Genomic DNA, 24906 nt, shown 5'->3' on the forward strand with positions numbered 1-24906 from the left:
TGCGCATTCGCAGCCACAAGGGGAACAAACACAATGAAACGCTTGACCATGACCTTCGGCGCCAGCGTGCTGGCGCTGGCCGCCGGCGCCGCCTGCGCCCAGAACCTGCGCATCGGCCTGCAGGAAGATCCGGACGTGCTGGACCCGCACCGCGCCCGCACCTACGTCGGCCGCATCGTCTTCACCTCGCTGTGCGACAAGCTGGTGGACATCGATCCCAAGCTGCACTTCGTGCCGCAACTGGCCACCGCGTGGTCGTTCAGCCCGGACAACAAGGTGCTGACCTTCAAACTGCGCCAAGACGCGCTGTTCCATGACGGCAGCAAGTTCGACGCCGCCGCCGCCAAGGCCAACCTGGAACGCGCCATGACGCTGCCCGACAGCCTGCGCAAGGGCGAACTGGCCTCGGTCGAAAAGGTCGAGGCGCCCGACGCCGGCACGCTGGTGCTGACGCTCAAGCAGCCCGACGCCACGCTGCTGGCGCAACTGTCCGACCGCGCCGGCATGATGCTGTCGCCCAAGTCGTTCGCCGACGCCGACGTGGCCTCGGTCGGGCGCAAGCCGATCTGCTCGGGCCCGTACAAGTTCGTCGAGCGCATCCAGAACGACCGCGTCGTGCTGGAAAAATTCGACCAGTACTACGACGCCAAGGACTACGCCTTCAAGCGCATCACCTTCCTGCCGATCCCGGACACCACCGTGCGCCTGTCGAACCTGCGCGCCGGCGACCTGGATCTGCTCGAGCGCCTGAATCCGTCGGACGCCGCCCAGGTCAAGGGCGACGCCAGCCTGACTTTCGCGCCGGTGGCCGGCCTGGGCTTTCAGCAGTTCATGTTCAACGTCGCCAACGGCAAGCGCGCCGAGGACAACCCGTTCAAGAACAAGCTGGTGCGCCAGGCCTTCCAGCTTGCCATCGACCGCGACGCCATCAACGAAGTGGCCGGCGGCGGCATCTTCGAGCCGGCGCAGCAGCCGTTCCCGCCCGCCAGCCCCTACCACAGCGACAAGTTCCCGGTGACCAAGCGCGACGTGGCCAAGGCCCGCGCGTTGCTCAAGCAGGCGGGCTTTGACCGCGTCAAGGCCGAGGTCATGTTCGGCAACAACACCACCACCTCGTCGGTGGCCGAGATGGTGCAGGCCATGGCCTCCGAGGCCGGCTTCGACCTGTCGCTGCGGCCCACCGAATACGCCGCGCTGCAGAAGGAATCGGCCGGCGGCAACTTCCAGGTGGTGATGCTGGGCTGGTCCGGCCGGGTCGATCCGGATGGCAACATCCACAGCTTCGTGACCTGCAAGGGGGCGCTGAACGACGGCCACTATTGCAACCCGGAAGTCGACAAGCTGCTCAACGAGGCCCGCACGGTGCCTGACGAGACCAAGCGCCGCGCCATCTACGACCAGGCGCAGGCGATCATCCAGGACGAGCTGCCGGGCGTGTACAACTACTACCAGCCGTGGCCGTTCGCGCTGGCCAAGAAGGTCAAGGGCTTCGTGCCGTACCCGGACGGCATGATCCGCCTGAAGGGCGTGACGTTCGCGCAGAAGTGATCCGGGCGCGGCGGTCCGCCGCCGCGTCCGCCGGCCGCTTGAACGCGGCCGGTCGTTTCCCGAGGCGGTCGCGCGCCGTGCCCTGACGGGCCGGCTCCGTCCGCCGCTTTCGTTCTACGGTTTTCCCTCATGCTTAAACTCATCTTGCGCCGCGTGATCGTCGCGATACCGACCCTGATACTGGTGTCGATGATCGTCTTCATGCTGCAGAAAATCCTGCCCGGCGACGCGGTGCTGACCATGGCCGGCGAAGAACGCGATCCAGCCGTGCTGGACTACCTGCGCGAAAAATACCGCCTCAACGACCCGCTGCCGGTGCAGTACGTCGCCTGGGCCACCCAGGTGGTGCAGGGCGACCTGGGCAAGTCGCTGCGCACCGACGTGCCGGTGACCACGCTGATCGGCCAGAAGCTGCCCGTGACCTTGCAATTGGCCGCCATGGCGATGTTCTTCGCGCTGCTGATCGGCATTCCCATGGGTATCCTCGCGGCGGTGCGCAAGGGCAAGCCGGTCGAGATGGGCGCCAACATCGCGGCGCTGTCCGGCATGTCGATTCCCAATTTCTGGCTCGGCATCATCCTGATCATGGTGGTGTCGGTGCAGTGGAAGCTCTTGCCGGCCTCCGGCTACGTCTCGCCGAGCGAGGATTTCTGGCTGTCGATCAAGACCATGCTGATGCCGGCGCTGGTGCTGTCCACGGCGATCGCCGCCTACCTGATGCGCCACACCCGTTCGGCCATGCTCGAAGCCCTGTCGGCCGACTACGTGCGCACCGCGCGCGCCAAGGGCGTGTCGCCGCGCCGCGTGGTGCTGCGGCATGCGCTGCGCAATGCCCTGATGCCGATCGTCACGCTGGTGACGCTGCTGTTCGGCGAGCTGATGGCCGGCGCCGTGCTGACCGAGCAAGTCTTCACCATCCCGGGCTTCGGCAAGCTGGTGGTTGACGCCGTCTTCACGCGCGACTATGCGGTGGTGCAGGGCGTGGTGCTCTGCGTCGCGGTGGGCTTCATCCTGATGAACCTGCTGGCCGACATCCTCTACATCCTGGTCAATCCCCGTCTGAGGCACGCATGAGCGCACTTCCCGCAACGGCCGCCGCCGTCACGCCGCCCCGCGTCCGCAACCGCGCCTGGGCCAAATTCAAACGCAACCACGTCGCCATGCTGGGCCTGGGCATCGTGCTGTTCTTCGTGCTGGTGGCACTGGTGGCGCCGCTGATCGCCAACCACGACCCGTTCCAGACCAGCTTCACCACCATCCGCAAGGCACCGTCGGCATCCTACTGGCTGGGCACCGATGAACTCGGCCGCGATATCTTCAGCCGCATGGTCTACGGCGCGCGCGCCTCGCTCATGGCCGGCCTGGTGTCGGTGCTGATCGCACTGGTGGTGGGCGTGCCGTTCGGCCTGGCCGCCGGCTATTTCGGCGGCTGGACCGACAGTTGCATCTCGCGCGCCACCGAGGCGCTGCTGGCGATCCCGTTCCTGATCCTGGCGATCGCGCTGGCGGCCTTCCTCGGGCCGAGCCTGACCAACGCCATGATCGCCATCGGCGTGTCGGCCGCGCCCAAGTTCATCCGGCTCACGCGCGGACAGGTGCTGGCGGTCAAGAACGAGGACTACGTGCAGAGCGCCCGCGCGCTCGGCGCCTCCGACCTGCGCATCATCTGCCGCCACGTGTTTCCGAACGTGATGCCGCCCTTGATCGTGCAGGCCACTATCACCATCGCCACGGCCATCATCGCCGAGGCCAGCCTGTCGTTCCTGGGCCTGGGGCTGCAGCCGCCGAACCCGTCGTGGGGCTCGATGCTGAACACCGCCAAGAACTTCATGACCCAGGCGCCCTGGATGTCGATCTTCCCCGGATCGGCCATTTTCCTGGTGGTGCTGGGCTTCAATCTGCTGGGCGACGGGCTGCGCGACGCGCTGGATCCCCGTCAGGACAAGTAATCATCATGGCAACCATGGATTCCAAACGCGTCGTCCAGGTCAACGACCTGACCGTGCGCTTCAAAACCCCCGAGCGCGTCGTCGAAGCGGTGCGCAATGTGTCGTTCCACGTCGACCGCGGCGAAACCCTGGCGATCGTGGGCGAGTCCGGCTCTGGCAAATCCGTCACCTCGCTGGCGCTGATGCGGCTGGTGGAGTATGGCGGCGGCCGCATCGTCAACGGTGGCATGCTGCTGCGCCGGCGCAACGGCGAGGTGCTGGACCTGGTCAACGCGCCCGACAGCACGCTGCAACGCGTGCGCGGCGCCGACGTGGCCATGATCTTCCAGGAGCCGATGACCTCGCTCAACCCCAGCTTCACCGCCGGCAACCAGATCGCCGAGGCGCTGCAACTGCATCAGGGGCTGGATGCGGCCGCGGCGCGCGCCGAGACGCTGCGCATGCTCGAACGCGTGCGCATCCCCGAGGCCCGCGCCATCCTGGATCGCTATCCGCACCAGTTGTCCGGCGGCATGCGCCAGCGCGTCATGATCGCGATGGCGCTGTCCTGCAAGCCGCAACTGCTGATCGCCGACGAGCCCACCACGGCCCTGGACGTCACCATCCAGGCCCAGATCCTGCAACTGATCCGCCAACTGCAGGAAGAAATGGACATGGGCGTGATCTTCATCACCCACGACATGGGCGTGGTGGCCGAAGTGGCCGACCGCGTGCTGGTGATGTACCGCGGCGACAAGGTCGAGGAGGGCGGTTCCGACGAGGTCTTCGCCCGTCCGCAACATGCCTACACTCGCGCATTGCTGTCGGCCGTGCCGCGCCTGGGCGCGATGCACGGCACCGACGAGCCGGCGCCGTTCCCGCTGCTCAAGGTCGAGGAGGCCGCGCGCCAGCCGGACGCGGTGCCCGCGCCGCTGGCGCTGGCGTCCACCGTGCGCCGCGACAATGGCCCGGTGCTGAAGGTGCGTGACCTGACCACCAGCTTCGACATCACCGGCGGCATCTTCGGCCGGGTGCAAAAGCGCGTGCACGCCGTCGAGAAGGTCAGCTTCGACCTTTACCCCGGCGAAACGCTGTCGCTGGTGGGCGAATCCGGCTGCGGCAAGACCACCACCGGCCGCTCGCTGCTGCAACTGGTCAAGAGCAAGAGCGGCACCATCGAGTTCGACGGCCAGAACATCGGCGCGCTGCGCGGCAGCGCCATGCAGACGCTGCGCCGGCACATTCAGTTCATCTTCCAGGATCCGTTCGCCTCGCTCGACCCGCGCATGACGGTGGGCTATTCCATCATGGAGCCGCTGCTGATCCACCGCGTGGCCAGCGGCGCCCAGGCGCAGGAACGGGTGCGCTGGCTGATGGACAAGTGCGGCCTGGCGCCCGAGATGATCGACCGCTATCCGCACGAATTCTCGGGCGGCCAGCGCCAGCGCATCTGCATCGCGCGGGCCCTGGCGCTGAACCCCAAGGTGGTGATCGCCGACGAATCGGTGTCGGCCCTGGACGTGTCGATCCAGGCGCAGATCGTCAACCTGCTGCTGGACCTGCAACGCGAGCTGGGCGTGGCGTTCCTGTTCATCTCGCACGACATGGCGGTGGTCGAGCGCGTCAGCCACCGCGTGGCGGTGATGTACCTCGGGCAGATCGTCGAGATCGGCCCGCGCCGCGCCATCTTCGAGAACCCGCAGCATCCCTATACCAAGAAGCTGATGGCGGCGGTGCCGATCGCCGATCCGCGGCGCCGCCACCGCGAGCGCTCGCTGCTGGTCGACGAAATCCCCAGCCCGATGCGCAAACTGGGCGACGAGCCGCTGGTCGAGCCGTTGGTGCGGGTCGGGGACGGGCACTACGTGGCGCGCCATTCCATCGGCGTGTACTGAGCGCCGCCGCGCGCGCCTGGCGCCCGCGTGCCGCGTCGCGCGAACGGCCGGGGCGCGCCGTGGGCGGCATTCCCGCGCCGCGCCGGCGCCATGCCGCAGGCGGTATCATGGCGGGCTTCAGTCATTTGCCCCATTCAACGGATTTTTCGCCATGGCCCTGCGCGCCACTATCTACAAGGCCGAGCTCAACGTTGCCGACACCGACCGCCACTACTACGGCAGCCACTCGCTGACCGTCGCCCGCCATCCTTCCGAGACCGACGAGCGCCTGATGGTGCGCCTGGTCGCCTACGCGCTGCAGGCGCAGGAAGAACTGGCCTTCACCAAGGGCCTGAGCGACACCGACGAACCGGACCTGTGGGTCAAGGATCTGACCGGCGCCATCACCCTGTGGATCGAGGTCGGCCAGCCTGAAGAGCGCCGCATCCTGCGCGCCTGCGGCCGCGCCGAGCAGGTCATCGTCTACTGCTACGGCGGTTCGGCCAGCAAGATCTGGTGGGACGGCGTGCGCAACAAGCTCGAGCGCACCCGCAACCTCAAGGTCATCAACTTGCCGTCCGAGCAGACCCGCGCGTTGGCCGGCCTGGCCGAACGCAGCATGCAGCTGAACGCCAATATTTCGGACGGGGTGGTGTATTTCTCGGCCGACAAGGGCGAGGTCAGCATCGAACCCGAAGTCTGGCGCTGATGCCGCCAGGCCACTGCCCGCAGGCGTAGGCATGAGAAAGATGCGAGCAGTGGCGTGGGCGGCATTGCCGCTGATGATGTCTTCACTGCGCGGGGCCGTGGTGCGGGCCGAGGCGCCCGCCACGAACCGCATGCATGCGTTCGCCGGCGGGCACCTCAGGGACGAATCGTGCGCCGCAACAAAAAAAGCGTGCAAAGCCGGTCCGCCGCATTTATATTATGGTTATCATATTCAGGAGTCCCGACCATGGCCGGCCCCGCTTCGCGTAAAGAAATCTCCCACGACCGTATCGTGGAAGCGGCCGCGCGCGCGATCCGGCGGGTCGGTTATGCGGGCGTCGGCGTGGCCGATGTCATGAAGGAAGCCGGGCTCACGCACGGCGGCTTCTACGCGCATTTCCCGTCGCGCGACGCCATGCTGGTGGCGGCGATGGAACGCGCCGGCCGGGATGGCGCGGCGCGCTTGGCGCAGGCCGTGGCGCGTCGCCAAGCCGAGGGCGCCAGTGCCTTGCGTGCCCTGATCGAAAGCTATCTGTCCGAGCCCCACCTGCTCAATTGCGAAGGCGGCTGCCCGATCTCGGCGCTGGCCTCGGAGATGCCGCGCCAGTCGCCCGAAGTCCGGGACATGGCGGCCAGGCGGGTAACGGGTCTGGTGGGCATGGTGCAGCAAGCGCTGCCGGCCGGCGCCGATCCGCACGCCGCGATGGCGATCACCAGCAACCTGGTGGGCGCCATGCAACTGGCCCGCGCGCTCGGCGACAACGCGCAGGGCCGGGCCATGCTGGCGGCCGCGCGCCAATCCATCCTGGAGCAATACGACAGCCAGGGCCGCGCCGCCCACTGAGCAACGCTTTTCGGGCCGCTGTGCGCGGCCTTTTTTCACCCCAAAAATATGATGATCATCATATTTTAGTAACGCCGGCAGGCATTGCCGGCCACCGTCATAACGCAGCATCCCAAGGAAAGACATCATGCAACTGAACAACGCCACCGTCCTCATCACCGGCGCCAACCGCGGCATCGGCCTGGCCTTCGCCCGCGAGGCACTGGCCCGCGGCGCCCGCAAGGTCTATGCCGGCGCGCGCGATCCGGCCAGTGTCACGCTGCCCGGCGTGCAGGCCATCAAGCTCGACGTCACTCGGGATCAGGACGTGGCCGCCGCGGCCGCGCTGGCCAAGGACGTGACGCTGGTCATCAACAACGCCGGCATCGCCGCGACCGGCGGCTTCCTGGCCGGCGGCAGCATCGAGTCGGCCCGCCGTCACCTGGAAACCAACTTGCTGGGCCCGCTGCGCGTGGCGCAGGGGTTCGCGCCGGTGCTGGCGGCCAACGGCGGCGGCGCGCTGCTGAATGTGCTGTCGATCGCCAGTTGGATCAACCGGCCGCTGCTGGGCGTGTACGGCATGAGCAAGTCGGCCGCCTGGGCCCTGACCAACGGCCTGCGCCACGAACTGCGCGAGCAGGGCACGCTGGTGCTGGGCCTGCACATGGGCTTTGTCGATACCGACCTGACGCGCGGCCTGGACGCGCCCAAGAGCACTCCCGAATCGGTGGTGCGCCAGGCCTTCGATGCCCTTGAGGCCGGCGCCGAAGAAGTGCTGGCCGACGACGCCACGCGCCAGGTCAAACAGGGCCTGGCGGCCGAGCCGGCCGTCTACCTGCGGGCTTGACCGCCGCCTCCTTGTCCGCTTCCCGACGCCATCTTCGAGTCTGATCGACATGCATTCCAATGCCACCCCCGCGGCCCCGGCCGCCGCCGCGCCTGCCGCGGCCGCATCTCCCTGGCCGATTTTCTGGATCGCCAGCATCGCCGTGTTCCTGGTCTCGCTGGACGCGACCATGCTGTACGCCGCGTTCGGCGCCATGCGCGCCGGTTTTCCCGAGGCCTCGGCCGCCGATATGTCGTGGGTGCTGAACGCCTACACGGTGGTCTACGCCGCCATGCTGATCCCGTCCGGCGGGCTGGCCGACACGCATGGGCGCAAGCGCATGTTCATGATCGGCGTGCTGCTGTTCCTGGCGGCCTCGGCCGCCTGCGGCCTGGCGGACAGCGTCGGCTGGCTGATCGCGGCGCGCGTGGCGCAGGCGGTCGGCGCGGCGCTGCTGACGCCGGCCTCGCTGTCGATCGTGCTGGCGGCGTTCCCGGCTTCGCAGCGCTCGGTGGCGGTCAGCCTGTGGGGCGCGGTGGCCGCGCTGGCGGCGGCGGTCGGCCCCAGTCTGGGCGCGTTCGTGGTCGATGCGGCCGGCTGGCCGTGGGCGTTCTACATCAACCTGCCGCTGGGCGCGCTGTCGCTGTGGTCCGGCGCCGGCCGCCTCAAGGAATCGGTGCGCCCCGAAGCGCGGCGGCGCGTCGATGGCGTCGGCATGGCGCTGCTGATGGCGGGCGTGGGCGCGGTGGCGCTGGCCATCGTGCAATCGGAATCGCCGCACTGGAGCCGTGGCGAGCTATGGATGGTGGCGGCCTTGGGACTGGTGTCGCTGGCGGCCTTCGTCGGCTGGGCCCGCAGCACGCCGCATGCGCTGGTGGACCTGGCGTTGTTCAAACACCGCACCTATCGCTACGTGAACCTGGCCACGCTCAGCTTCGGCATTGCCTTCGCGATGATGTTCTTCGCCTTTTTCTTCTACATGACCGGCGTCTGGCACTACAGCCTGCCGCGCGCCGGCCTGGCCGTCACCCCCGGACCGCTGCTGGTGATGCCGACCGCGATCATCACCGGCAAGCTGGCCGCGCGCCGCGGGCACCGGCCGTTTCTGGTGGGCGGCGCGCTGGTCTACGCCGCCAGCGGTCTGTGGTTCCTGCTGGTGCCGGGCGCCGAGCCCGCCTATCTGGCGCATTGGCTGCCGGGCCTGCTGCTGAGCGGGCTGGGCGTGGGCATGGTGCTGCCATCGCTGGCCGGCGCCGCGGTCAACCGCCTGCCGCCGCAACACTACGCGGTGGGCAGCGCGGTCAACCAGGCCACGCGCCAGATCGGCGCGGTGCTGGGCGTGGCGTTAACGGTGTTGCTGCTGGGCAAGGGGACGCTGACCCACGCGGACTTTGATCCGGTGTACACCGCCCATGTCGGCCTGGCGCTGCTGACCGGCCTGCTGTGCCTGGCGGTCGATACCCGGCCGCGCCCCGCCCATGCCTGAGGGCCGCCGCGTGCCGGCGGCTGATCGCGGCAATGCGGCAGGCGCGGCCCCCCGCTATGCCGGCGGCGCGGCGCCGTCAGCGTGGCGTGCGCTGGTGCGGCACCAGTGGCGGCGCCGCGCGCCCGGCCACCAGACGCCAGAAATCCGGCAGGAAGCACTCCGCCACCAGCAGCGGCTGGCCCTGCCGCCAGAAAACGGAACGCCGCGCCCAGACGCGGTCGGCGTCGGCCGGCCGGCCGTGGGCGGCCAGCGCGCCGCGCGCGGTGGCGTGAAAGGGGACGGGCCAGGCCAGCCGGCGGCAGGCGAACGGCGAGCGCAGCACGGTGCTGTCGTGATACAGCATGTCCGCCAGCGGCCGCGTCCGCAGTCGCCGCATGCCCTGCCAGGCGCCGTGCGAGGCGCGCAGCGGCGTCAGGCTGCGCGCCGGCACGCTGTCGATGCCGTTCACCGACATCAGCACCTCGCGCACCCAGACGGGCGCGCCGGGCGCGATGCGCATGGCCCGCGCCTCGTCGGCGGGGACGCCGGCGGCGTATTCGGCCAGCACCCGCAGGCGCACCTGGCCGACCTGGCGCAAGCCGGCGGTCAGGGCGCCGGGGCGAAACAGCCAATGGCGCTGGGCAAGCGTCAGGACGGGCGGGGCGCTGGCCAGCCAGCCGGCGGCCAGGGGAGGGCGATGTGCTGCTGCTGAGGTCATCATGGCTGCGTATTATGCCAAGGCCGGCGCGCGGCCTGGCCTTCGCGCCCTGTGGCCAATTGCCGCAGGCGCGTCTGTCGCTGCGGGGCGGCGGCGCGGGCGGAGCCTGCGCATACAATACCGGCCATGGAAAAAGTACGAATCTCCAAGCTCATGTCCGAGCGTGGACTCTGTTCGCGCCGCGAGGCCGACAGCTATATCGAGCGCGGCTGGGTGCGGGTCGACGGCGAAGTGGTGTCCGAACTGGGCGCGCGCGCCTTCCCGAACCAGGTCATCACGCTGGAACGCGCCGCGCAGGCGCGCCAGACCTCGCGTGTCACCATCCTCATCAACAAACCGGTGGGCTATGTCTCGGGCCAGGCCGAAAAGGGCTACACTCCGGCGGTCGCGTTGATCGACGCGCGTTCGCGCTTTGCCGGCGACCGCAGCCCGCAGCGCTTCGAGCGCGGTCACCTGGACGGCCTGGCCGTGGCCGGGCGGCTCGACATCGATTCGCAGGGTCTGCTGGTGCTGACGCAGGACGGGCGCGTGGCCAAGCAGCTGATCGGCGAAGACTCCAGCATCGACAAGGAATACCTGGTGCGGGTGCAGGGCGAGCTGTCCGAGAACGGCCTGGCGCTGCTCAACCACGGCCTGTCGCTGGACGGCAAGGCGCTCAAGCCGGCCCAGGTGCGCTGGCAGAACCACGACCAGTTGCGCTTCGTGCTGCGCGAGGGCAAGAAACGCCAGATCCGCCGCATGTGCGAACTGGTGGGCCTGAAAGTGGTGGGCCTCAAGCGCGTGCGCATCGGCCGCGTGGCCCTGGGCGATCTGCCGCTGGGCCAGTGGCGCTACCTGCGCGACGACGAACGCTTCTGACCGGGGCGGGCGCGATGCGCCGCCTTTCCTGGGGGGCGGCGGCCGCCGGCCCTACACAAATTTTTCAGTCTGTTTCCGGCGGCCCTTCATTTCATGAAGGGCGCGGTATCCTTCGCCTGCCCGTCGCCGCCCAGACGCTCCATCAGGAACTCGATGAAGATCCGGGTCTTGGCGGGCAGCAGCCGGGTTTCCGTGACGGCGTAGACCGGGAACGGGCCCAGTTGCCAGTCCGGCAGGACGCGGCGCAACTGGCCCGATTTCTGCTCGGCGGTCTGGCCGCCGACCAGCACGGTGATTCCCGCGCCCAGCATCGCCAGGCGCCGGGCCATCGCCACGCCATTGACGGAAAAGCGGTTGCCGGGCGTGAACTCGATGTGCTGGTCGCCGCTGTTGAGTGGCCAGCGGGTCACGCGCCCGGCGCCTTCGGCGCGGAACTCGATGCACTCGTGGCGGGTCAGGTCGCTGGGGTGCCTGGGTTCCCCGTGTTTTTCCAAGTATTCGCGCGAGGCGTACAGGTGGGCCGGCAGCATGCCCAGCAGCCTCGCAATCTGCGTCGAGTCGGGCAGTTCGCCGATCTCGATGGAAATATCGCAGGTCTGGAACACGCGTTGCGCGTGGTCAGGATTGGCAAGATCGAGGAAAAAGGTGACGTCGGGATAGCGGCGCGAGAATTCCATGAACGATTCAGCCAGGAAGTCCGTGCCGAAGTCCGCCGGCATGTTCACCCGCAGCGGCCCCGACGGCGTTTCCACCAGCTTCTGCAGTTCCTCGTGGGCGATCTGGGCCTCGGCGACGATGCGCTGGCAGCGTTCGAAGTACAGCCGGCCGGCGTCGGTCAGCTCGACCTTGCGGGTGGTGCGGCTGAGCAGGCGCAGGCCGACGGATCGCTCCAGTTCGGCCACCTGGCGGGACAATGTCGATTTGGGCACTCCCAGGGCGGCCGCCGCACGGCTGAAACTGTGCGTCTTGGCCACCTCCACGAAGAGTTCCATGCCTTGTAAGCGTTTCATGGAAGCGATTCTGTCACACGATGGGGTATTTTATTGTCCCATATCTGGAATGATGTTTTCTCAATATGCCTCTTTGTTTCTCGGGCGGGATAACGCAAAATGCCGATTCTGCAATGCAGCAAAGCGTCGAAGCCCTGCCTGAATGTCTGAGGCGAAACCACCCCAGTCAATCCTCACGAGCCGAACCGATGCATGGTTGGGTTCGCGCCGTCGTTGCCGCCGGAATCCCGGCGGGCGGGGGCCGCGGTGGGCGTGAGGGCTACCTTTTTAGTTGGAAATCGGGAATGCAATCTATGAACAAGAAAAGCGCGATGTGGCGCGGTGCGGCGGTACTCACGCTGACGGCATCGGCCCTGACGTTGGCCGCTTGCGGCAAGAAACAGGAAGCTCCCCAGGCGGGCAAGCCGCAGGTGACGGTCGTCACCCTGACCACCAAGCCGGTTTCCCTGACCACTGAATTGCCGGGCCGCACCTCGCCGTTCCGCGTCGCCGAAGTGCGGCCGCAGGTCAACGGCATCGTGCAGAAGCGCCTGTTCACCGAAGGCGGCGAGGTCAAGGCCGGCGAGCAGCTCTATCAGATCGACCCCGCGCTCTACCAGGCCAGCTTCGACAGCCAGAAAGCCGCGCTGGCCCGCGCCCAGGCGCAGCAGAAGACCGCCGCGCTGCTGGCCGAACGCTACAAGCCGCTGGTGGCCACGCGCGCCGTCAGCCAGCAGACCTACGACAACGCCGTGGCCGCGCGCGACCAGGCCGCCGCCGACGTGTTGTCGGCCAAGGCCGCGCTCGACACCGCGCGCATCAACCTGGTCTACACCAAGGTGCTGTCGCCGATCAGCGGCATCATCGGCCGTTCCTCGGTCACCGAGGGCGCCCTGGTCACGGCCAACCAGACCTCGGCCCTGGCCGCCGTGCAGCAGATCGACCCGATCTACGTCGACGTGACGCAATCCAGCGTGCAGTTGCTGCGCCTGCAGAACGCGCTGGCCAGCGGCCAGTTGCAGAAGGCCGAGGGCGAGCAGGCCGCGTTGGTATCGCTGACGCTGGAAGACGGTTCGCAATACGCCCAGCAGGGCAAGCTGCAGTTCTCCGAAGTCACGGTCGATCCCGGCACGGGCTCGGTCACGCTGCGGGCGGTGTTCCCCAACCCCGACCGGCGCCTGTTGCCGGGCATGTTCGTGCGCGCCCGCCTGGTCGACGGCGTGGCCACCGACGGCCTGCTGGTGCCGCAGCGCGGCGTCACGCGCAACCAGCGCGGCCTGCCGACGGCGCTGGTGGTCAACGCCGAGAACAAAGTCGAACTGCGCGAACTCAAGACCGACCGCGCCATTGGCGACCAGTGGCTGGTCACCGACGGCCTGAAGGCCGGTGACAAGGTCATCGTCGAAGGCGTGCAGATGGTGCGCCCGGGCGTCGAGGTGGTGGCCACCGAAGCCAGCGCCAAGCCGGCGCAGCAACCGCAAGCGGGCGCCGCGGCGGCCAAGCAGTAGTCAGGGAGCCTTGCATGGCAAAGTTTTTTATCGATAGACCGGTTTTCGCGTGGGTGATCGCGATCGTGCTGATGATGGCCGGCGCGCTGTCCATCCTGAAGCTGCCGGTGTCGCAGTATCCGAACATCGCGCCGCCGGCCATCGGCATCGCGGTGACCTACCCGGGCGCTTCGGCGCAGACGGTGCAGGACACCGTGGTGCAGGTGATCGAACAGCAGATGAACGGCCTTGACGGCCTGGAGTACATTTCCTCGGAAAGCAACTCCGACGGCAGCATGTCCATCACGCTGACGTTCCGCCAGGGCACCAACCCCGACACCGCCCAGGTGCAGGTGCAGAACAAGCTGTCGCTGGCGCAGCCGCTCTTGCCGCAGGAAGTGCAGCAGCAGGGCATCCGCGTCACCAAGGCCACCAAGAACTTCCTGATCGTGGCCGGCTTCGTGTCCACCGATGGCACGATGACCAAGGACGACCTGGCCGACTACGTCGCCTCGTACGTGCAGGATCCCATCAGCCGCACGCAGGGCGTGGGCGACTTCCAGTTGTTCGGCTCGCAGTACGCCATGCGCATCTGGCTGGATCCGGCCAAGCTGGTGAACTACGGCCTGACCACGGTCGACGTGGTCAACGCCATCAAGGAACAGAACGTCCAGGTTTCGTCCGGCCAACTGGGCGGGCTGCCCGCCGTGCGCGGCCAGCAGCTCAACGCCACCATCATCGGCCCGTCGCGGCTGGAAAAGCCGGAAGATTTCGGCCGCATCCTGCTCAAGGTCAATGCCGACGGGTCGCAGGTGCGCCTGGCCAACGTCGCCCGCATCGAGCTGGGCGGGCAGACCTACGCCATCGACAGCTACTTCAACGGCAAGCCCGCCTCGGGCCTGGCGATCAAGCTGGCCCCGGGCGCCAACGCGCTCGACACGGCGCAGGCGGTGCGCGACACCATCAACAACCTCAAGCCGTATTTCCCGCCGGGCATGGACGTGGTCTATCCGTACGACACCACGCCGTTCGTCAGCCTGTCGATCGAGGAAGTGTTCAAGACGCTGGTGGAAGCCATCATCCTGGTGTTCCTGGTGATGTATCTGTTCCTGCAGAACTTCCGCGCCACGCTGATCCCGACGCTGGCGGTGCCGGTGGTGCTGCTGGGCACCTTCGGCGTGCTGGCGGCGTTCGGCTACTCCATCAACACCTTGACCATGTTCGGCATGGTGCTGGCCATCGGCCTGCTGGTGGACGACGCCATCGTGGTGGTGGAAAACGTCGAGCGGGTGATGGCCGAGGAGGGCCTGACGCCCAAACAGGCCACGCGCAAGTCCATGAGCCAGATCACCGGCGCGCTGATCGGCATCGCCATGGTGCTGGCGGCGGTGTTCATCCCGATGGCCTTCTTCGGCGGCTCGACCGGCGTGATCTATCGCCAGTTCTCCATCACCATCGTGTCCTCGATGGTGTTGTCGGTGATCGTCGCCATCGTCTTCACGCCGGCGCTGTGCGCCACGCTGCTCAAGCCGATCCCCAAGGGCCACCACGGCACCAAGCGCGGCTTCTTCGGCTGGTTCAACCGCGCCTTCGACCGCAGCAGCCACGGCTACGCCAATACCGTGGCGCGCGGTCTGGGCCGCACCAAGCGCCTGATGCTGGTGTACCTGGCCATCGTCATCGCCATGGGCTGGATGTTCACCCGCATCCCGACCGCGTTCCTGCCGGCCGAGGACCAGGGCATCCTGTTCGCCCAGATTCAGACGCCCGCCGGCGCCACCGCCGAGCGCACCAAGGCCGTCATCGACGAGGCCACCCACTACCTGCTGACCGAAGAGAAGGACGCGGTCACCTCGGTGTTCGCGGTCAACGGCTTTAACTTCGGCGGCCGCGGCCAGAACGCCTCGATCCTGTTCATCAAGCTGCGCGACTGGGAAGACCGCGGCGACGCCCGGCTCAAGGCGGCGGCCGTGGCGGCGCGCGCCAACGCCCATTTCAGGAAGACCGAGCGCGACGCCATGCTGTTCGTGGTGCCGCCGCCCTCGGTGATGGAACTGGGCAACGTCGACGGTTTCGACTTCCAGCTGATGGATCGCGCCGGCGTGGGCCACGAAAAGCTGCTGGCGGCGCGCAACCAGTTGTTGGGCGAGGCGGCGCAAAGCAAGATCCTGCAGGGCGTGCGCCCCAACGGCATCGAGGACGCGCCGCAGTACCAGCTCGACATCGACCGCGAAAAGGCGCGCGCGCTCGGCGTGGCGGTGTCGGACATCAACAGCACGCTGTCGACCGCCTGGGGCTCGTCGTACGTCAACGACTTCATCGACCGCGGCCGCGTCAAGAAGGTGTTCGCGCAGGGCGAGGCCTCGGCGCGCATGCTGCCCGAAGACCTGGACAAATGGTACGTGCGCAACAAGGATGGCGAGATGGTGCCGTTCTCGGCGTTCGCCAAGGCCACCTGGAGCTTCGGTCCGCAGAAGCTGAACCGCTACAACGGCGTGCCGTCGTACAACATCCAGGGCCAGGCGGCGCCGGGCTACAGCTCGGGCGCGGCCATGCAAGAGATGGAGCGCATCGCCAGCAAGCTGCCGGTGGGCGTGGGCTTCGAATGGACTGGCATGTCGTACGAAGAACGCCTGTCGGGCGCCCAGGCGCCGGCGCTGTACGCGATTTCGCTGATCGTGGTGTTCCTGTGCCTGGCGGCGCTGTATGAAAGCTGGACGATCCCGTCCGCGGTCATGCTGGTGGTGCCGTTGGGTATCATCGGCGCGCTGGGCGCGACCATGCTGCGCGGCCTGTCCAACGACGTGTACTTCCAGGTGGGCCTGCTCACCACCATCGGCCTGGCGGCCAAGAACGCCATTCTGATCGTGGAGTTCGCCAAGGAGCACTACGAGGCCGGCGCCAGCCTGACGGAATCGGCGATCCACGCCGCCCGCCAGCGCCTGCGCCCGATCCTGATGACGTCGCTGGCGTTCATCCTGGGCGTGGTGCCGCTCGCCATCTCGTCGGGCGCCGGTTCGGGCAGCCAGAACGCCATCGGCACGGGCGTGATCGGCGGCATGCTGACCGCGACCTTCCTGGCCATCTTCTTCGTCCCCGCGTTCTTCGTGATCATGCTGCGCCTGTTCAAGGTGGAACGCATGAGCGCGCGACGCGACAAGCACGACCCCAGCGCCAATGACGCGCAGGACGTGTCCGCCGAAGGAAAACCGCAATGAAACTGCAGATGAGAACCCTGGTTTCCCTTTCCCTGGTGGCGGCCCTGGCGGGCTGCTCGCTGGCCCCGACCTACCAACGGCCCGACGCGCCGGTCGCGTCGGCCTATCCGACCGGCCCAGCCTACAAGGCCGACACCGCCGGCGCCGTGGCCACGGCCGACATCGGCTGGCGCGACTTCTTCACCGACCCGCTGCTGCAACAGCTGATCGAACTGTCGCTGGCCAACAACCGCGACCTGCGCGTGGCGGCGCTGAACGTCGAGGCCGCGCGCGCCCAGTACCGCATCCAGCGCGCCGACCTGATGCCCAGCATCGGTATCGCCGGCAAGGAAACCGCGCAACGCACGCCGGCCGACCTGTCGCCCAGCGGCCAGGCCACCACCAGCCACAACTACCAGGTCGGCGCCGCGCTGTCCTCGTGGGAACTGGATCTGTTCGGCCGCATCCGCAGCCTGAGCGACAAGGCGCTGGAATCCTACCTGGCGCTGGACGAAACCCGCACCGCGACCCAGCTCACCCTGATCGCCGAGGTGGCCAATGCCTACCTGACGCTGCGCGCCGACCAGGAGCTGCTGAACCTGACGCGCGATACGCTCAAAAGTCAGGAAGACTCATACCAGCTCACCAAGCAGAGCTTCGACCAGGGCCTGGCGACCGCGCTCGACCTGAGCCAGGCCGAAGTGTCGCTGCGCACCGCGCAGCGCAATCTGTCGCAATACACGCGCCAGGCCGCGCAGGATCGCAATGCCCTGGTGCTGCTGGTGGGGCAACCGCTGTCGCCGGCGCTCTCGGCGGCGCTGGACAACGCCGTCAAGCTGGACGATGGCATGCTGCCGACCGCGCTGCCGGCCGGTCTGCCGTCCGAACTGCTGGCGCGCCGCCCCGACATCCGCGCGGCTGAGCATCAGCTCAAGGGCGCCAATGCCAACATCGGCGCGGCGCGCGCCGCGTTCTTCCCGACCATCAGCCTGACGGGCAGCGCCGGCACCGCCAGCGCCAGCCTGGGGGGGCTGTTCAACGCCGGCTCGGGCGCCTGGAGCTTCGTGCCGCAGATCACGGTGCCGATCTTCGCTGGCGGCTCGCTGCTGGCGGGCCTGGATCTGGCCAAGGTGCAGAAGAACATCCAGGTCGCGCAGTACGAGAAAACCATCCAGACCGGTTTCCGCGAAGTCGCCGACGCGCTCGCCGGCCGCGGCACGCTGGATGAACAGATCCAGGCGCAGCAACTGCTGGTGGCCGCCAACCAGCGCGCCTATGACCTGTCCGAACAGCGTTTCCGCCAGGGCATCGACGACTACCTGACGGTGCTCGATTCGCAGCGCTCGCTCTACAGCGCGCAGCAGGCGCTGGTCGATACCCGTCTGTCGCGCCTGTCCAACCTGGTCACCTTGTACAAGGTGCTGGGCGGCGGCTGGACCGAGCGTACCGTCACGGCGGCGCAGCCGGCGCCGGATGCGCCACCGGCCACGGACGGCCAGCCGGGCTGAACCGTGTCCTTGAGCAGGTAAAAAAAATGGGCCGATCGAAAGATCGGCCCATTTTGCGTGATGCACGCCCTGCGTCAGCCACGCTTCTTGGCGATCAGCCCGACCACGAACAGCACGATGATCGCGCCGACCACCGAGCCGATCCAGCCGGCCGGTTCGCCCGGCGCGTACCAGCCCAGGTTCTGGCCCAGGAACCCGGCCACGACCGAGCCGATGATGCCCAGGATGGTGGTCATGATGATCCCCATGTTCTGGTCTCCCGGCATGATCGCGCGGGCGATCAGCCCAACGATGAAGCCGACGATGATCATGATGATGATGCTCATGCGCATACTCCTTGCGAGGGTGAAGGGCGATGTGCCCTGATATTACCCACGCGCGCGGCCCCCGGGCTGTAACAACTGGTGTGTAGGGCGCGGACGCAACAGGCCGCCTCGTGCCGCCGGCGCAGCAATGTTGCGCCGGCGCCTCAGGAAGTCAGGTCGATCAGTTGGCGCAGGTCCTTGGTCATCGCTTCGATGCTGTCGGTGTCCGAGGCCAGCAGGCGCGCGCGGCCCTGATTGTCGAAAATGTACACGCCGCGGCTGTGCGTCACTTCGTACTGGTCGGCGGCGTCGCCGGGCCGGGGCTTTTCGATCTGGTAGGCCACGCGGTAGCGGCGCGCCAGGTCGGCCACCTGCTTTTCGTTGCCGGTGACGCCGATGGCCTGGTTGTTGAAGGCGTTGACGTAGGCTTGCAGGATATCCGGCGTATCGCGGTGCGGGTCGACGCTGACGAACACGATGCGCACGTCGCGCGCCTTCTCGCCCAGGTTCTGCAGCACGGCGGTCAACTGCGCCATGGTGGTGGGGCAGATGTCGGGGCAACTGGCGTAGCCGAAGAACAGCAGCACGGTCTTGCCCTTGAGGTCGTCGCTGCTGATGGTCTTGCCGCCGGCGCCCGGCAGCGCGAATTTCAGGTCGGGCAGGTGGCCCTTGACGTTGTACAGCGTCCAATCGACATTGCGTTCGCCGCAGGCGGCCAGCAGCATGCACAGGGCCAGGAAGAGACCGCGCCAGGCGCGTCCGGTAAGCAGGTGTCGCATGGTTCCATCGCCGGTTGGAGGGTAAACCCAACGATTCTACCTGCTGGCGGGGAGGGCGCCGCGATGCTTCGCGCCGGCCGGTTTGTCCTGGCGCAAGGCCGGCGCGGATGCCGGCCGCGTCCCGGGGCGGAAAAAGGCCCGCGCGAGGCGGGCCGTCTCGGTGGCTGGCGCGGGCCTGCCGCGCCGGGCGCGGCGCTCAGGTCGCGCTCATGCCGCTGTGGCGCAGCAGCGCGTCGATGCGCGGGGCGCGGCCCCGGAACGCGGCGAAGGACTCGGCGGCGGGACGCGCGCCGCCGACGGCCAGCACCTCGCGCCGGAAACGCGCGCCGGTGGCCGGGTCGAGCGTGCCCAGGGCATTGCCGGCCTGCCGGGCCGCCGCTTCTTCGAACGCCTCGTAGGCGTCGGCCGACAGCACTTCGGCCCACTTGTAGCTGTAGTAGCCGGCGCCGTAGCCGCCGGCGAACAGGTGCGAGAAGGCGTGCGGCAGGCGGTGCCAGGCCGGCGGGAACAGCACCGCGACCTCGGCCCGCACTTCCTGCAGCAGCGCCAGCACTTCCGTGATGCTGGCGCCCTGGGCGCGGTCGTGCATCAGCATGTCGAACAGCGCGAACTCGATCTGGCGCACGGTCTGCATGCCGCTCTGGTAGTTGCGGGCCGCCACCAAGCGGTCGTAGAGCGCGCGCGGCAGCGGTTCGCCGCTGTCGACGTGAGCCGACAGCTTCTGCACCACGGCCCATTCCCAGCAGAAGTTCTCCATGAACTGCGAGGGCAGTTCGATGGCGTCCCATTCAACGCTGGCGAAGGCGGCGGCGCCGGGTTCGTCCACTTCCGACAGCAGCGCGTGCAGGGCGTGGCCGGTTTCGTGGAACAGCGTGATGACGTCGTCATGCGTCAGCACGGCGGGGCGGTCGCCGTTGGGACGCGAGAAATTGCAGGTCAGGTAGGCGATCGGCGTCTGCACCCGGCCGCCGACGACGCGGCGGGTGCGCTCGCTGTCGACCCAGGCGCCGCTCTGCTTGCCGGCGCGGGCGTACAGGTCCAGGTAGAGGTAGCCGATCAGCTCGCCCTGGGGGCTCTCGACCCGCACGCCGCGCACGTCGGCGTGCCACGACGACACCGGCGTTTCCGCCAGGCGCACGTCGAACAGGGTCTCGATGACCTCGAACAGGCCCGACAGCACGCGCGGCTCGGTGAAGTACTGCTTGACCTCGTCTTCCGAGTAGGCGTAGCGCGACTCGCGCAGGCGCTCGGAGGCATAGGCCACGTCCCAGGGCTGCAGCTCGGCCAGGCCGAGTTCGGCGGCGGCGTAGGCGCGCAGTTCGGCCAGGTCGCGCTCGGCGTAGGGCTTGGCGCGCGCGGCCAGGTCGCGCAGGAAGGTGGTGACCTCCTTGGCATCGCGCGCCATGCGCGTCTGCAGGCGCAGCGCGGCGAAGGTGCCCAGGCCCAGCAGGGTCGATTCCTCGGCGCGCAGCGCCAGCAGTTCCTCGATCAGGGGCGAATTGTCGAACTGGGCGTCGCCCTGTTCCGACGCCACCGTGCCATAGCCGCGGTACAGCGCCTCGCGCAGCGCGCGATCCTGCGCGTACTGCATGACGGGCAGGTAGCACGGCATCTTCAGCGTCAGCTTCCAGCCCGGTTGGCCGTCCTCCTCGGCGGCGGCGCGGGCGGCGGCCCGCACGTCGGCGGGAATGCCGGCCAGGCGGGCCTCGTCCTCGATCCGCAGCGACCAGGCGTCGATGGCGTCCAGTACGTTTTCGGAGAACTTCTGCGAGGCCTGCGCCTCGCGGTCGGAAATCGCGGCGTAGCGTTCGCGGTCGGCGCCGCGCAGCTCGACGCCGCTCAGGCGGAAGTCGCGCAGGGCCATCTCGACGATGCGGCGGCGCACCGGCGACCACGACGCGAAATCGGGCGCGGCGGCCAGGCGCTGGTACTGCTGGTACAGGCCTTCGTGCAGGCCGACCCAGGTCGAGAACTCGGTCACCCGCGGCAGGGCGGCGTTGTAGGCCTCGCGCAATTCGGGCGTGTTGACCACGGCGTTCAGGTGGCCGGCCACCGACCAGGCGCGCCACAGCCGTTCGGACGCGGTATCCAGCGGCTCGACCACGGCTTCCCAGGTGGGCGCCAGCGCCGGATCGGCGGCGCGGTCGACGGCCTGGCGGGCGATGCCCAGCAGCTCCTCGATGGCGGGCACCACGTGGGCGGGTTTGACCGCCTGGTAATCGACCAGTTCTGAGACGGGGGCGAGCAGGGGATTCTGGGTCATGGTGTTACCAAGTGCGTGAAAGGGGCGGGCGGCACGCGAGCGCGCCACCAGGCATAAGGATCAGGTTGGGGCGGCGCGCGCAAATGCAAGGGCGGCGGCGCCGGCCAGGGGCCGTGGGGCGCGTCCGCAGACGACTGTGGGTTTGCCCTGCGTCCCTGGAAGGGGCGCGGAGCAAACCCACAGGGGCGCCGCGGCGGGTCGGACGGCCGGCTTCAGGCCGCGGCCCGTTCCGCCGCTTCGACGGTGTTGACCAGCAGCATGGCGATGGTCATGGGGCCGACCCCGCCCGGCACGGGCGTGATGGCGCCGGCCACCTGGCTGGCGGAGGCGAAGTCGACGTCGCCGCACAGCTTGCCGTCGGCGCCGCGGTTGATGCCCACGTCGATGACGACGGCGCCGGGCTTGATCATCGAGCCGTCGATCATGCCGGGCTTGCCGGTGGCCACCACCAGCACGTCGGCGCGGCGGGTCTGGGCCGCCAGATCGCGCGTCTTGGAGTTGCAGATGGTGATGGTGGCGCCGGCGGCCAGCAGCAGCATGGCCATGGGCTTGCCGACGATGTTGCTGGCGCCGACGATCACGGCCTCGGCGCCGCGCAGGGCCACGCCTTCCGCTTCCAGCATCTTCATGACGCCATAGGGCGTGCAGGGGCGGAACAGCGGCTGGCCGGTCATCAAGAGGCCGGCGTTGCTGACATGGAAGCCGTCCACGTCCTTCTCGGCGGCGATGGCCTCGATGACCTTGTGCGCGTCCATGTGCTTGGGCAGCGGCAACTGCACCAGGATGCCGTGGATGGACGGATCGCGGTTCAGCTTGTCGATGCGGGCCAGCAGTTCGGCCTCGGTCATGTCGGCGGGATACTGCTCCTTGACGGAATGCAGGCCGGCCTTTTCGCAGGCCGCGACCTTGTTGCGCACGTACACCTGGGAGGCGGGGTCTTCCCCCACCAGCACCACGGCCAGGCCGGGGCGGGTACCCTTGGCCGCCAGAGCGGCGACGCGTTGGGCGACTTCTTCGCGGATGCGCTGCGACAGGGCGGCGCCGTCAATAATTCTTGCTGTCATGCATGCGCCTCGGGTTTGGCCAAGGCCACTTTCATCAGATCGGCAACGGTGGTCACTTCAAGTTTTTCCATGATGTTGGCGCGGTGCGCCTCGACGGTCTTGATGCTGATGCCGAGGTCGTCGGCGATCTGCTTGTTCAAGCGGCCGGCAACGATGCGCTCGAGCACCTGCTGCTCGCGCGCGGTCAGGCGCGCCAGCATGGCTTCGTGGTCTTTCTGGGCCTGGTGCTTGCTCACGCGTTGCGTGGCCTGCTCCAGCATGCGCGCCACGATTTCGCGCAGATCGGATTCGTTGAACGGTTTTTCCAGGAAGTCGACCGCGCCCTTCTTCATGGTCGACACGGCCATCGGCACGTCGCCGTGGCCGGTGATGAAGACGATGGGCAGGGGGGCGTTGCGGGCGATCAGTTGTTCCTGCAGTTCCAGGCCGCTCATGCCGGGCATGCGCACGTCGGCGATCAGCACGCCGATCTGGCTGGGGTCGTAATCTTCCAGGAAGGACTCGCCGCTGGCGTAGGCGCGAACGCGGTAGCCGTTGGCCTCAAGCAGCCAGCGCAGCGAATCGCGGACCGCTTCGTCGTCGTCAACAATGAATACCGTGCTCGACAGGTGGGGCGTGTTCATGCGTGCAACTCCTCGGACTGATCATTCTGAGCCTGCGTCTGAGACGCAGCGCAAGGCAGGGTAAAGCGGAAAATAGTACCGCCGGCGGGATTGGGGTCCGCCCAGAGGCGGCCGTGGTGCGATTCGATAATGGTACGGCAGATATTCAGCCCCATGCCCAGGCCCTGGGTCTTGGTGCTGAAGAAGGGTTCGAACAGCCGTTCCGGTTCGGCCAGGCCATGGCCGCGGTCGACCACCGCCACCTCGATGTGCTGCTCATGCAGGATCACCGCCACCTTGAGTTCGTCGGACTCGCTGTTTTCCATGGCCTCCAGGCCGTTCTTGAGCAGGTTCAGCAGCACCTGTTCGATCAGGATCGGGTCGGCCAGCACGTCCGGCGCGTTCGACGGCACGAAGCTGTCGATGCGGATGCGGCGCTTGCGCGCGTCGATCTCGGCGAAGCCGATGGCGTTGTCGACGATGCGGCCGATGGCCACGCGCTGGCGGCGCGGCTCGCTGCGCTTCACGAATTCGCGGATGCGGCTGATGATCTTGCCGGCGCGCTCGGCCTGCGAGGCGGCCTTTTCCAGGGCCGGCAGCAGCATGTTGGGGCTGGTGTGGCCGGCCTTGACCAGGGCCACCGCGCCCATGCTGTAGTTGGCGATGGCGGTCAGCGGCTGGTTCAGTTCGTGCGCCAGCGACGAGGCCATCTCGCCCATGGTGGTCAGGCGGCTGGTGAGCTGGATCTTTTCCTGCTGCACGCGCGAGGCTTCTTCATGGGTGCGGCGCTCGGTGATGTCGCGCGCCACCTGCATGCGCACGCGGCGGCCGTCGGTCCAGGCCAGCATGCGGTGGTGCACTTCGAACCAGCGCTGCACCGAGGGCGCGAACACTTCCACCGATTCGTCGGTGAAGCGGCCGCGGCGGCCGGCCAGCAGTTCGTCGTGGCCGCCGGTCTGGGCGCCGAACACGCGCCGGTAGGTGCGGTTGGCGAACAGCAGTTCCAGGCCGTCGTGGGTGTCGGCGGTGACCGAAATGGCGTCGTCCAGGCCTTCCAGCACCGTCATGAAGCGCTCGTGCGCGGCGGTCAGGGCCTCGCGGATGCGCTTGGGCTCGGTGATGTCGGTCATCGACGTCATCCAGCCGATCTGGTTGCCGTTCGGGTCCAGCAGCGGCGACACATACATGCGCGCCGTGAAGCGCGAGCCGTCGCGGCGCTGGGCCTCGACTTCCAGGCCGCTGCTGGGCGTCTTGCCGGACATCAGCACGTCCAGGGTGTGCTGGTGCTGCTCATGGCGCCCCGGCACCCAGTAGGGGAAGGGCGGGCTGCGGCCGATCAGGTCGGCCTCGTTCCAGCCAATCATGCGGCAGAAGGCCGGGTTGACGTAGGCGATGCGGCCTTCCATATCCAGCACGCGCATGCCGGTGGACATGGAGTTCTCCATGGCGCGGCGAAAACCCGTCTCGGCGATCAGGGCGGCCTCGGCGGCCGAGCGGAAACGGGTATAGCGCCACAGCATCAGCAGGCTGATGACGATCACGCACGACAGCGCCAGCACCACCCAGATCAGGCGCTGTTGCCGCATTTCCTGGTCGATGGTCACGAACATGACGCTGTCGTCATGGATGCGCTGCAACCAGAAGAACACCGCCATCACACAGATATAGAGGATCAGCACCATCGCGGGCGTGACCCAGTACACCCCGCGTCGGCGCGTGCGGGCGTGGTCATGGAACGGCGTGGGTATATTTGACTTGGGCGCGCTGGACATGGAATTCGGGCGGGATAGGCCGGGCATTTTTCATCGCCGAGCCGCCTCAAGATGAAAACGCCCCCTCGGGGGTAGCAAGCCGAAGGCGCGGCGTGGGGGGCATTTTAGTGCGTGTCGGAACGGAATTGCCGGCAATCGAGCCCGCGGGCAGGGAGATCGGCTAAAAAAGTGGTCGATATTCTTTTCAGCTTC

General features: G+C 68.0%; 20 protein-coding genes. 12 read left to right on the top strand and 8 right to left on the bottom strand.

The window, feature by feature from the left end:
• Window positions 1-33 precede the first annotated feature (33 nt).
• The 8 genes from ACN6O8_RS10955 (at window position 34) to ACN6O8_RS10990 (ending at window position 9193) form a co-directional block, all read left to right on the top strand.
• On the top strand, window positions 34-1548 hold the full coding sequence (locus tag ACN6O8_RS10955) for an ABC transporter substrate-binding protein (RefSeq protein WP_427991077.1): 1515 nt from the start codon (window positions 34-36) through the stop codon (window positions 1546-1548).
• A 129-nt stretch (window positions 1549-1677) separates the two neighbouring features.
• Window positions 1678-2622 (top strand): ABC transporter permease, encoded by a 945-nt coding sequence (locus ACN6O8_RS10960; protein ID WP_427991078.1) that lies wholly within the window; start codon window positions 1678-1680, stop codon window positions 2620-2622.
• On the top strand, window positions 2619-3497 hold the full coding sequence (nikC, locus tag ACN6O8_RS10965; RefSeq protein WP_427991079.1) for a nickel transporter permease: 879 nt from the start codon (window positions 2619-2621) through the stop codon (window positions 3495-3497). Before ACN6O8_RS10960 ends, nikC begins: the two co-directional genes overlap by 4 nt.
• Window positions 3498-3511: 14 nt before the next feature.
• Window positions 3512-5371, top strand: coding sequence for a dipeptide ABC transporter ATP-binding protein (locus ACN6O8_RS10970; protein ID WP_427991080.1), 1860 nt, complete (start codon window positions 3512-3514; stop codon window positions 5369-5371).
• A 151-nt stretch (window positions 5372-5522) separates the two neighbouring features.
• The gene (locus ACN6O8_RS10975) at window positions 5523-6059 is read left to right on the top strand and encodes a YaeQ family protein (RefSeq protein WP_427991081.1); all 537 of its coding nucleotides are present in this window, start codon (window positions 5523-5525) and stop codon (window positions 6057-6059) included.
• Between the two features lie 246 nt (window positions 6060-6305).
• Entirely contained in the window at window positions 6306-6902 is a 597-nt protein-coding gene (locus tag ACN6O8_RS10980) for a TetR/AcrR family transcriptional regulator (protein ID WP_427991082.1), read from the top strand.
• Between the two features lie 127 nt (window positions 6903-7029).
• Window positions 7030-7728 (top strand): SDR family oxidoreductase, encoded by a 699-nt coding sequence (locus tag ACN6O8_RS10985; RefSeq protein WP_427991083.1) that lies wholly within the window; start codon window positions 7030-7032, stop codon window positions 7726-7728.
• A 49-nt stretch (window positions 7729-7777) separates the two neighbouring features.
• Window positions 7778-9193, top strand: a complete 1416-nt coding sequence (locus ACN6O8_RS10990) for a DHA2 family efflux MFS transporter permease subunit (RefSeq protein ID WP_427991084.1) — start codon at window positions 7778-7780, stop codon at window positions 9191-9193.
• Window positions 9194-9269: 76 nt separating this feature from the next.
• On the opposite strand, the gene ACN6O8_RS10995 is transcribed toward ACN6O8_RS10990, so the two are convergent.
• Complete coding sequence (locus ACN6O8_RS10995; protein ID WP_427991146.1) at window positions 9270-9890, bottom strand: chorismate--pyruvate lyase family protein; 621 nt, start codon at window positions 9888-9890, stop codon at window positions 9270-9272.
• Window positions 9891-10016: 126 nt separating this feature from the next.
• Between ACN6O8_RS10995 and ACN6O8_RS11000 the strand changes: the two genes are divergently transcribed.
• Window positions 10017-10748 (top strand): pseudouridine synthase, encoded by a 732-nt coding sequence (locus tag ACN6O8_RS11000; protein ID WP_427991085.1) that lies wholly within the window; start codon window positions 10017-10019, stop codon window positions 10746-10748.
• Between the two features lie 86 nt (window positions 10749-10834).
• Here the strand turns inward: ACN6O8_RS11000 and ACN6O8_RS11005 are convergent, their stop codons facing one another.
• Window positions 10835-11740: a LysR family transcriptional regulator gene (locus ACN6O8_RS11005; protein WP_427991147.1), complete on the bottom strand. Its 906-nt coding sequence runs from the start codon at window positions 11738-11740 to the stop codon at window positions 10835-10837.
• A gap of 311 nt (window positions 11741-12051) precedes the next feature.
• Here ACN6O8_RS11005 and ACN6O8_RS11010 point away from each other — a divergent pair, with 311 nt between their 5' ends.
• Genes ACN6O8_RS11010 through adeC form a run of 3 tightly spaced genes read left to right on the top strand, consistent with a single transcriptional unit; the run spans window position 12052 to window position 17929 of the window.
• Entirely contained in the window at window positions 12052-13245 is a 1194-nt protein-coding gene (locus ACN6O8_RS11010) for an efflux RND transporter periplasmic adaptor subunit (RefSeq protein WP_427991086.1), read from the top strand.
• A 14-nt stretch (window positions 13246-13259) separates the two neighbouring features.
• On the top strand, window positions 13260-16442 hold the full coding sequence (locus ACN6O8_RS11015; RefSeq protein WP_427991087.1) for an efflux RND transporter permease subunit: 3183 nt from the start codon (window positions 13260-13262) through the stop codon (window positions 16440-16442).
• Window positions 16439-17929: an AdeC/AdeK/OprM family multidrug efflux complex outer membrane factor gene (gene adeC, locus ACN6O8_RS11020; protein ID WP_427991088.1), complete on the top strand. Its 1491-nt coding sequence runs from the start codon at window positions 16439-16441 to the stop codon at window positions 17927-17929. Before ACN6O8_RS11015 ends, adeC begins: the two co-directional genes overlap by 4 nt.
• Before the next feature lie 74 nt (window positions 17930-18003).
• Here adeC and ACN6O8_RS11025 read toward each other — a convergent pair whose 3' ends face one another.
• The 6 genes from ACN6O8_RS11025 to ACN6O8_RS11050 form a co-directional block, all read right to left on the bottom strand.
• Window positions 18004-18255, bottom strand: coding sequence for a GlsB/YeaQ/YmgE family stress response membrane protein (locus tag ACN6O8_RS11025; RefSeq protein ID WP_427991089.1), 252 nt, complete (start codon window positions 18253-18255; stop codon window positions 18004-18006).
• A 143-nt stretch (window positions 18256-18398) separates the two neighbouring features.
• The gene (locus ACN6O8_RS11030) at window positions 18399-19013 is read right to left on the bottom strand and encodes an SCO family protein (RefSeq protein ID WP_427991090.1); all 615 of its coding nucleotides are present in this window, start codon (window positions 19011-19013) and stop codon (window positions 18399-18401) included.
• A 196-nt stretch (window positions 19014-19209) separates the two neighbouring features.
• Window positions 19210-21276: a M3 family metallopeptidase gene (locus ACN6O8_RS11035; RefSeq protein ID WP_427991091.1), complete on the bottom strand. Its 2067-nt coding sequence runs from the start codon at window positions 21274-21276 to the stop codon at window positions 19210-19212.
• 212 nt (window positions 21277-21488) lie between these two features.
• Entirely contained in the window at window positions 21489-22340 is an 852-nt protein-coding gene (gene folD, locus ACN6O8_RS11040; protein WP_427991092.1) for a bifunctional methylenetetrahydrofolate dehydrogenase/methenyltetrahydrofolate cyclohydrolase FolD, read from the bottom strand.
• Complete coding sequence (locus ACN6O8_RS11045; RefSeq protein ID WP_020927318.1) at window positions 22337-22963, bottom strand: response regulator transcription factor; 627 nt, start codon at window positions 22961-22963, stop codon at window positions 22337-22339. The genes folD and ACN6O8_RS11045 overlap by 4 nt, the downstream gene beginning before the upstream one ends.
• On the bottom strand, window positions 22960-24714 hold the full coding sequence (locus ACN6O8_RS11050; RefSeq protein ID WP_175134593.1) for a PAS domain-containing sensor histidine kinase: 1755 nt from the start codon (window positions 24712-24714) through the stop codon (window positions 22960-22962). Before ACN6O8_RS11050 ends, ACN6O8_RS11045 begins: the two co-directional genes overlap by 4 nt.
• Window positions 24715-24906 lie beyond the last annotated feature (192 nt).

The sequence above is a fragment of the Achromobacter sp. genome, from assembly GCF_050285565.1.
GTDB lineage: Bacteria > Pseudomonadota > Gammaproteobacteria > Burkholderiales > Burkholderiaceae_B > Achromobacter.

What these genes read in the sequence shown, in the direction of transcription:
- ACN6O8_RS10955 (WP_427991077.1), top strand. Translation starts at nt 34, where the DNA reads ATGAAACGCTTGACCATGACCTTCGGCGCCAGCGTGCTGGCGCTGGCC.
- ACN6O8_RS10960 (WP_427991078.1), top strand. Translation starts at nt 1,678, where the DNA reads ATGCTTAAACTCATCTTGCGCCGCGTGATCGTCGCGATACCGACCCTG.
- nikC (WP_427991079.1), top strand. Translation starts at nt 2,619, where the DNA reads ATGAGCGCACTTCCCGCAACGGCCGCCGCCGTCACGCCGCCCCGCGTC.
- ACN6O8_RS10970 (WP_427991080.1), top strand. Translation starts at nt 3,512, where the DNA reads ATGGATTCCAAACGCGTCGTCCAGGTCAACGACCTGACCGTGCGCTTC.
- ACN6O8_RS10975 (WP_427991081.1), top strand. Translation starts at nt 5,523, where the DNA reads ATGGCCCTGCGCGCCACTATCTACAAGGCCGAGCTCAACGTTGCCGAC.
- ACN6O8_RS10980 (WP_427991082.1), top strand. Translation starts at nt 6,306, where the DNA reads ATGGCCGGCCCCGCTTCGCGTAAAGAAATCTCCCACGACCGTATCGTG.
- ACN6O8_RS10985 (WP_427991083.1), top strand. Translation starts at nt 7,030, where the DNA reads ATGCAACTGAACAACGCCACCGTCCTCATCACCGGCGCCAACCGCGGC.
- ACN6O8_RS10990 (WP_427991084.1), top strand. Translation starts at nt 7,778, where the DNA reads ATGCATTCCAATGCCACCCCCGCGGCCCCGGCCGCCGCCGCGCCTGCC.
- ACN6O8_RS10995 (WP_427991146.1), bottom strand. Translation starts at nt 9,890, where the DNA reads ATGACCTCAGCAGCAGCACATCGCCCTCCCCTGGCCGCCGGCTGGCTG.
- ACN6O8_RS11000 (WP_427991085.1), top strand. Translation starts at nt 10,017, where the DNA reads ATGGAAAAAGTACGAATCTCCAAGCTCATGTCCGAGCGTGGACTCTGT.
- ACN6O8_RS11005 (WP_427991147.1), bottom strand. Translation starts at nt 11,740, where the DNA reads ATGGAACTCTTCGTGGAGGTGGCCAAGACGCACAGTTTCAGCCGTGCG.
- ACN6O8_RS11010 (WP_427991086.1), top strand. Translation starts at nt 12,052, where the DNA reads ATGAACAAGAAAAGCGCGATGTGGCGCGGTGCGGCGGTACTCACGCTG.
- ACN6O8_RS11015 (WP_427991087.1), top strand. Translation starts at nt 13,260, where the DNA reads ATGGCAAAGTTTTTTATCGATAGACCGGTTTTCGCGTGGGTGATCGCG.
- adeC (WP_427991088.1), top strand. Translation starts at nt 16,439, where the DNA reads ATGAAACTGCAGATGAGAACCCTGGTTTCCCTTTCCCTGGTGGCGGCC.
- ACN6O8_RS11025 (WP_427991089.1), bottom strand. Translation starts at nt 18,255, where the DNA reads ATGAGCATCATCATCATGATCATCGTCGGCTTCATCGTTGGGCTGATC.
- ACN6O8_RS11030 (WP_427991090.1), bottom strand. Translation starts at nt 19,013, where the DNA reads ATGCGACACCTGCTTACCGGACGCGCCTGGCGCGGTCTCTTCCTGGCC.
- ACN6O8_RS11035 (WP_427991091.1), bottom strand. Translation starts at nt 21,276, where the DNA reads ATGACCCAGAATCCCCTGCTCGCCCCCGTCTCAGAACTGGTCGATTAC.
- folD (WP_427991092.1), bottom strand. Translation starts at nt 22,340, where the DNA reads ATGACAGCAAGAATTATTGACGGCGCCGCCCTGTCGCAGCGCATCCGC.
- ACN6O8_RS11045 (WP_020927318.1), bottom strand. Translation starts at nt 22,963, where the DNA reads ATGAACACGCCCCACCTGTCGAGCACGGTATTCATTGTTGACGACGAC.
- ACN6O8_RS11050 (WP_175134593.1), bottom strand. Translation starts at nt 24,714, where the DNA reads ATGTCCAGCGCGCCCAAGTCAAATATACCCACGCCGTTCCATGACCAC.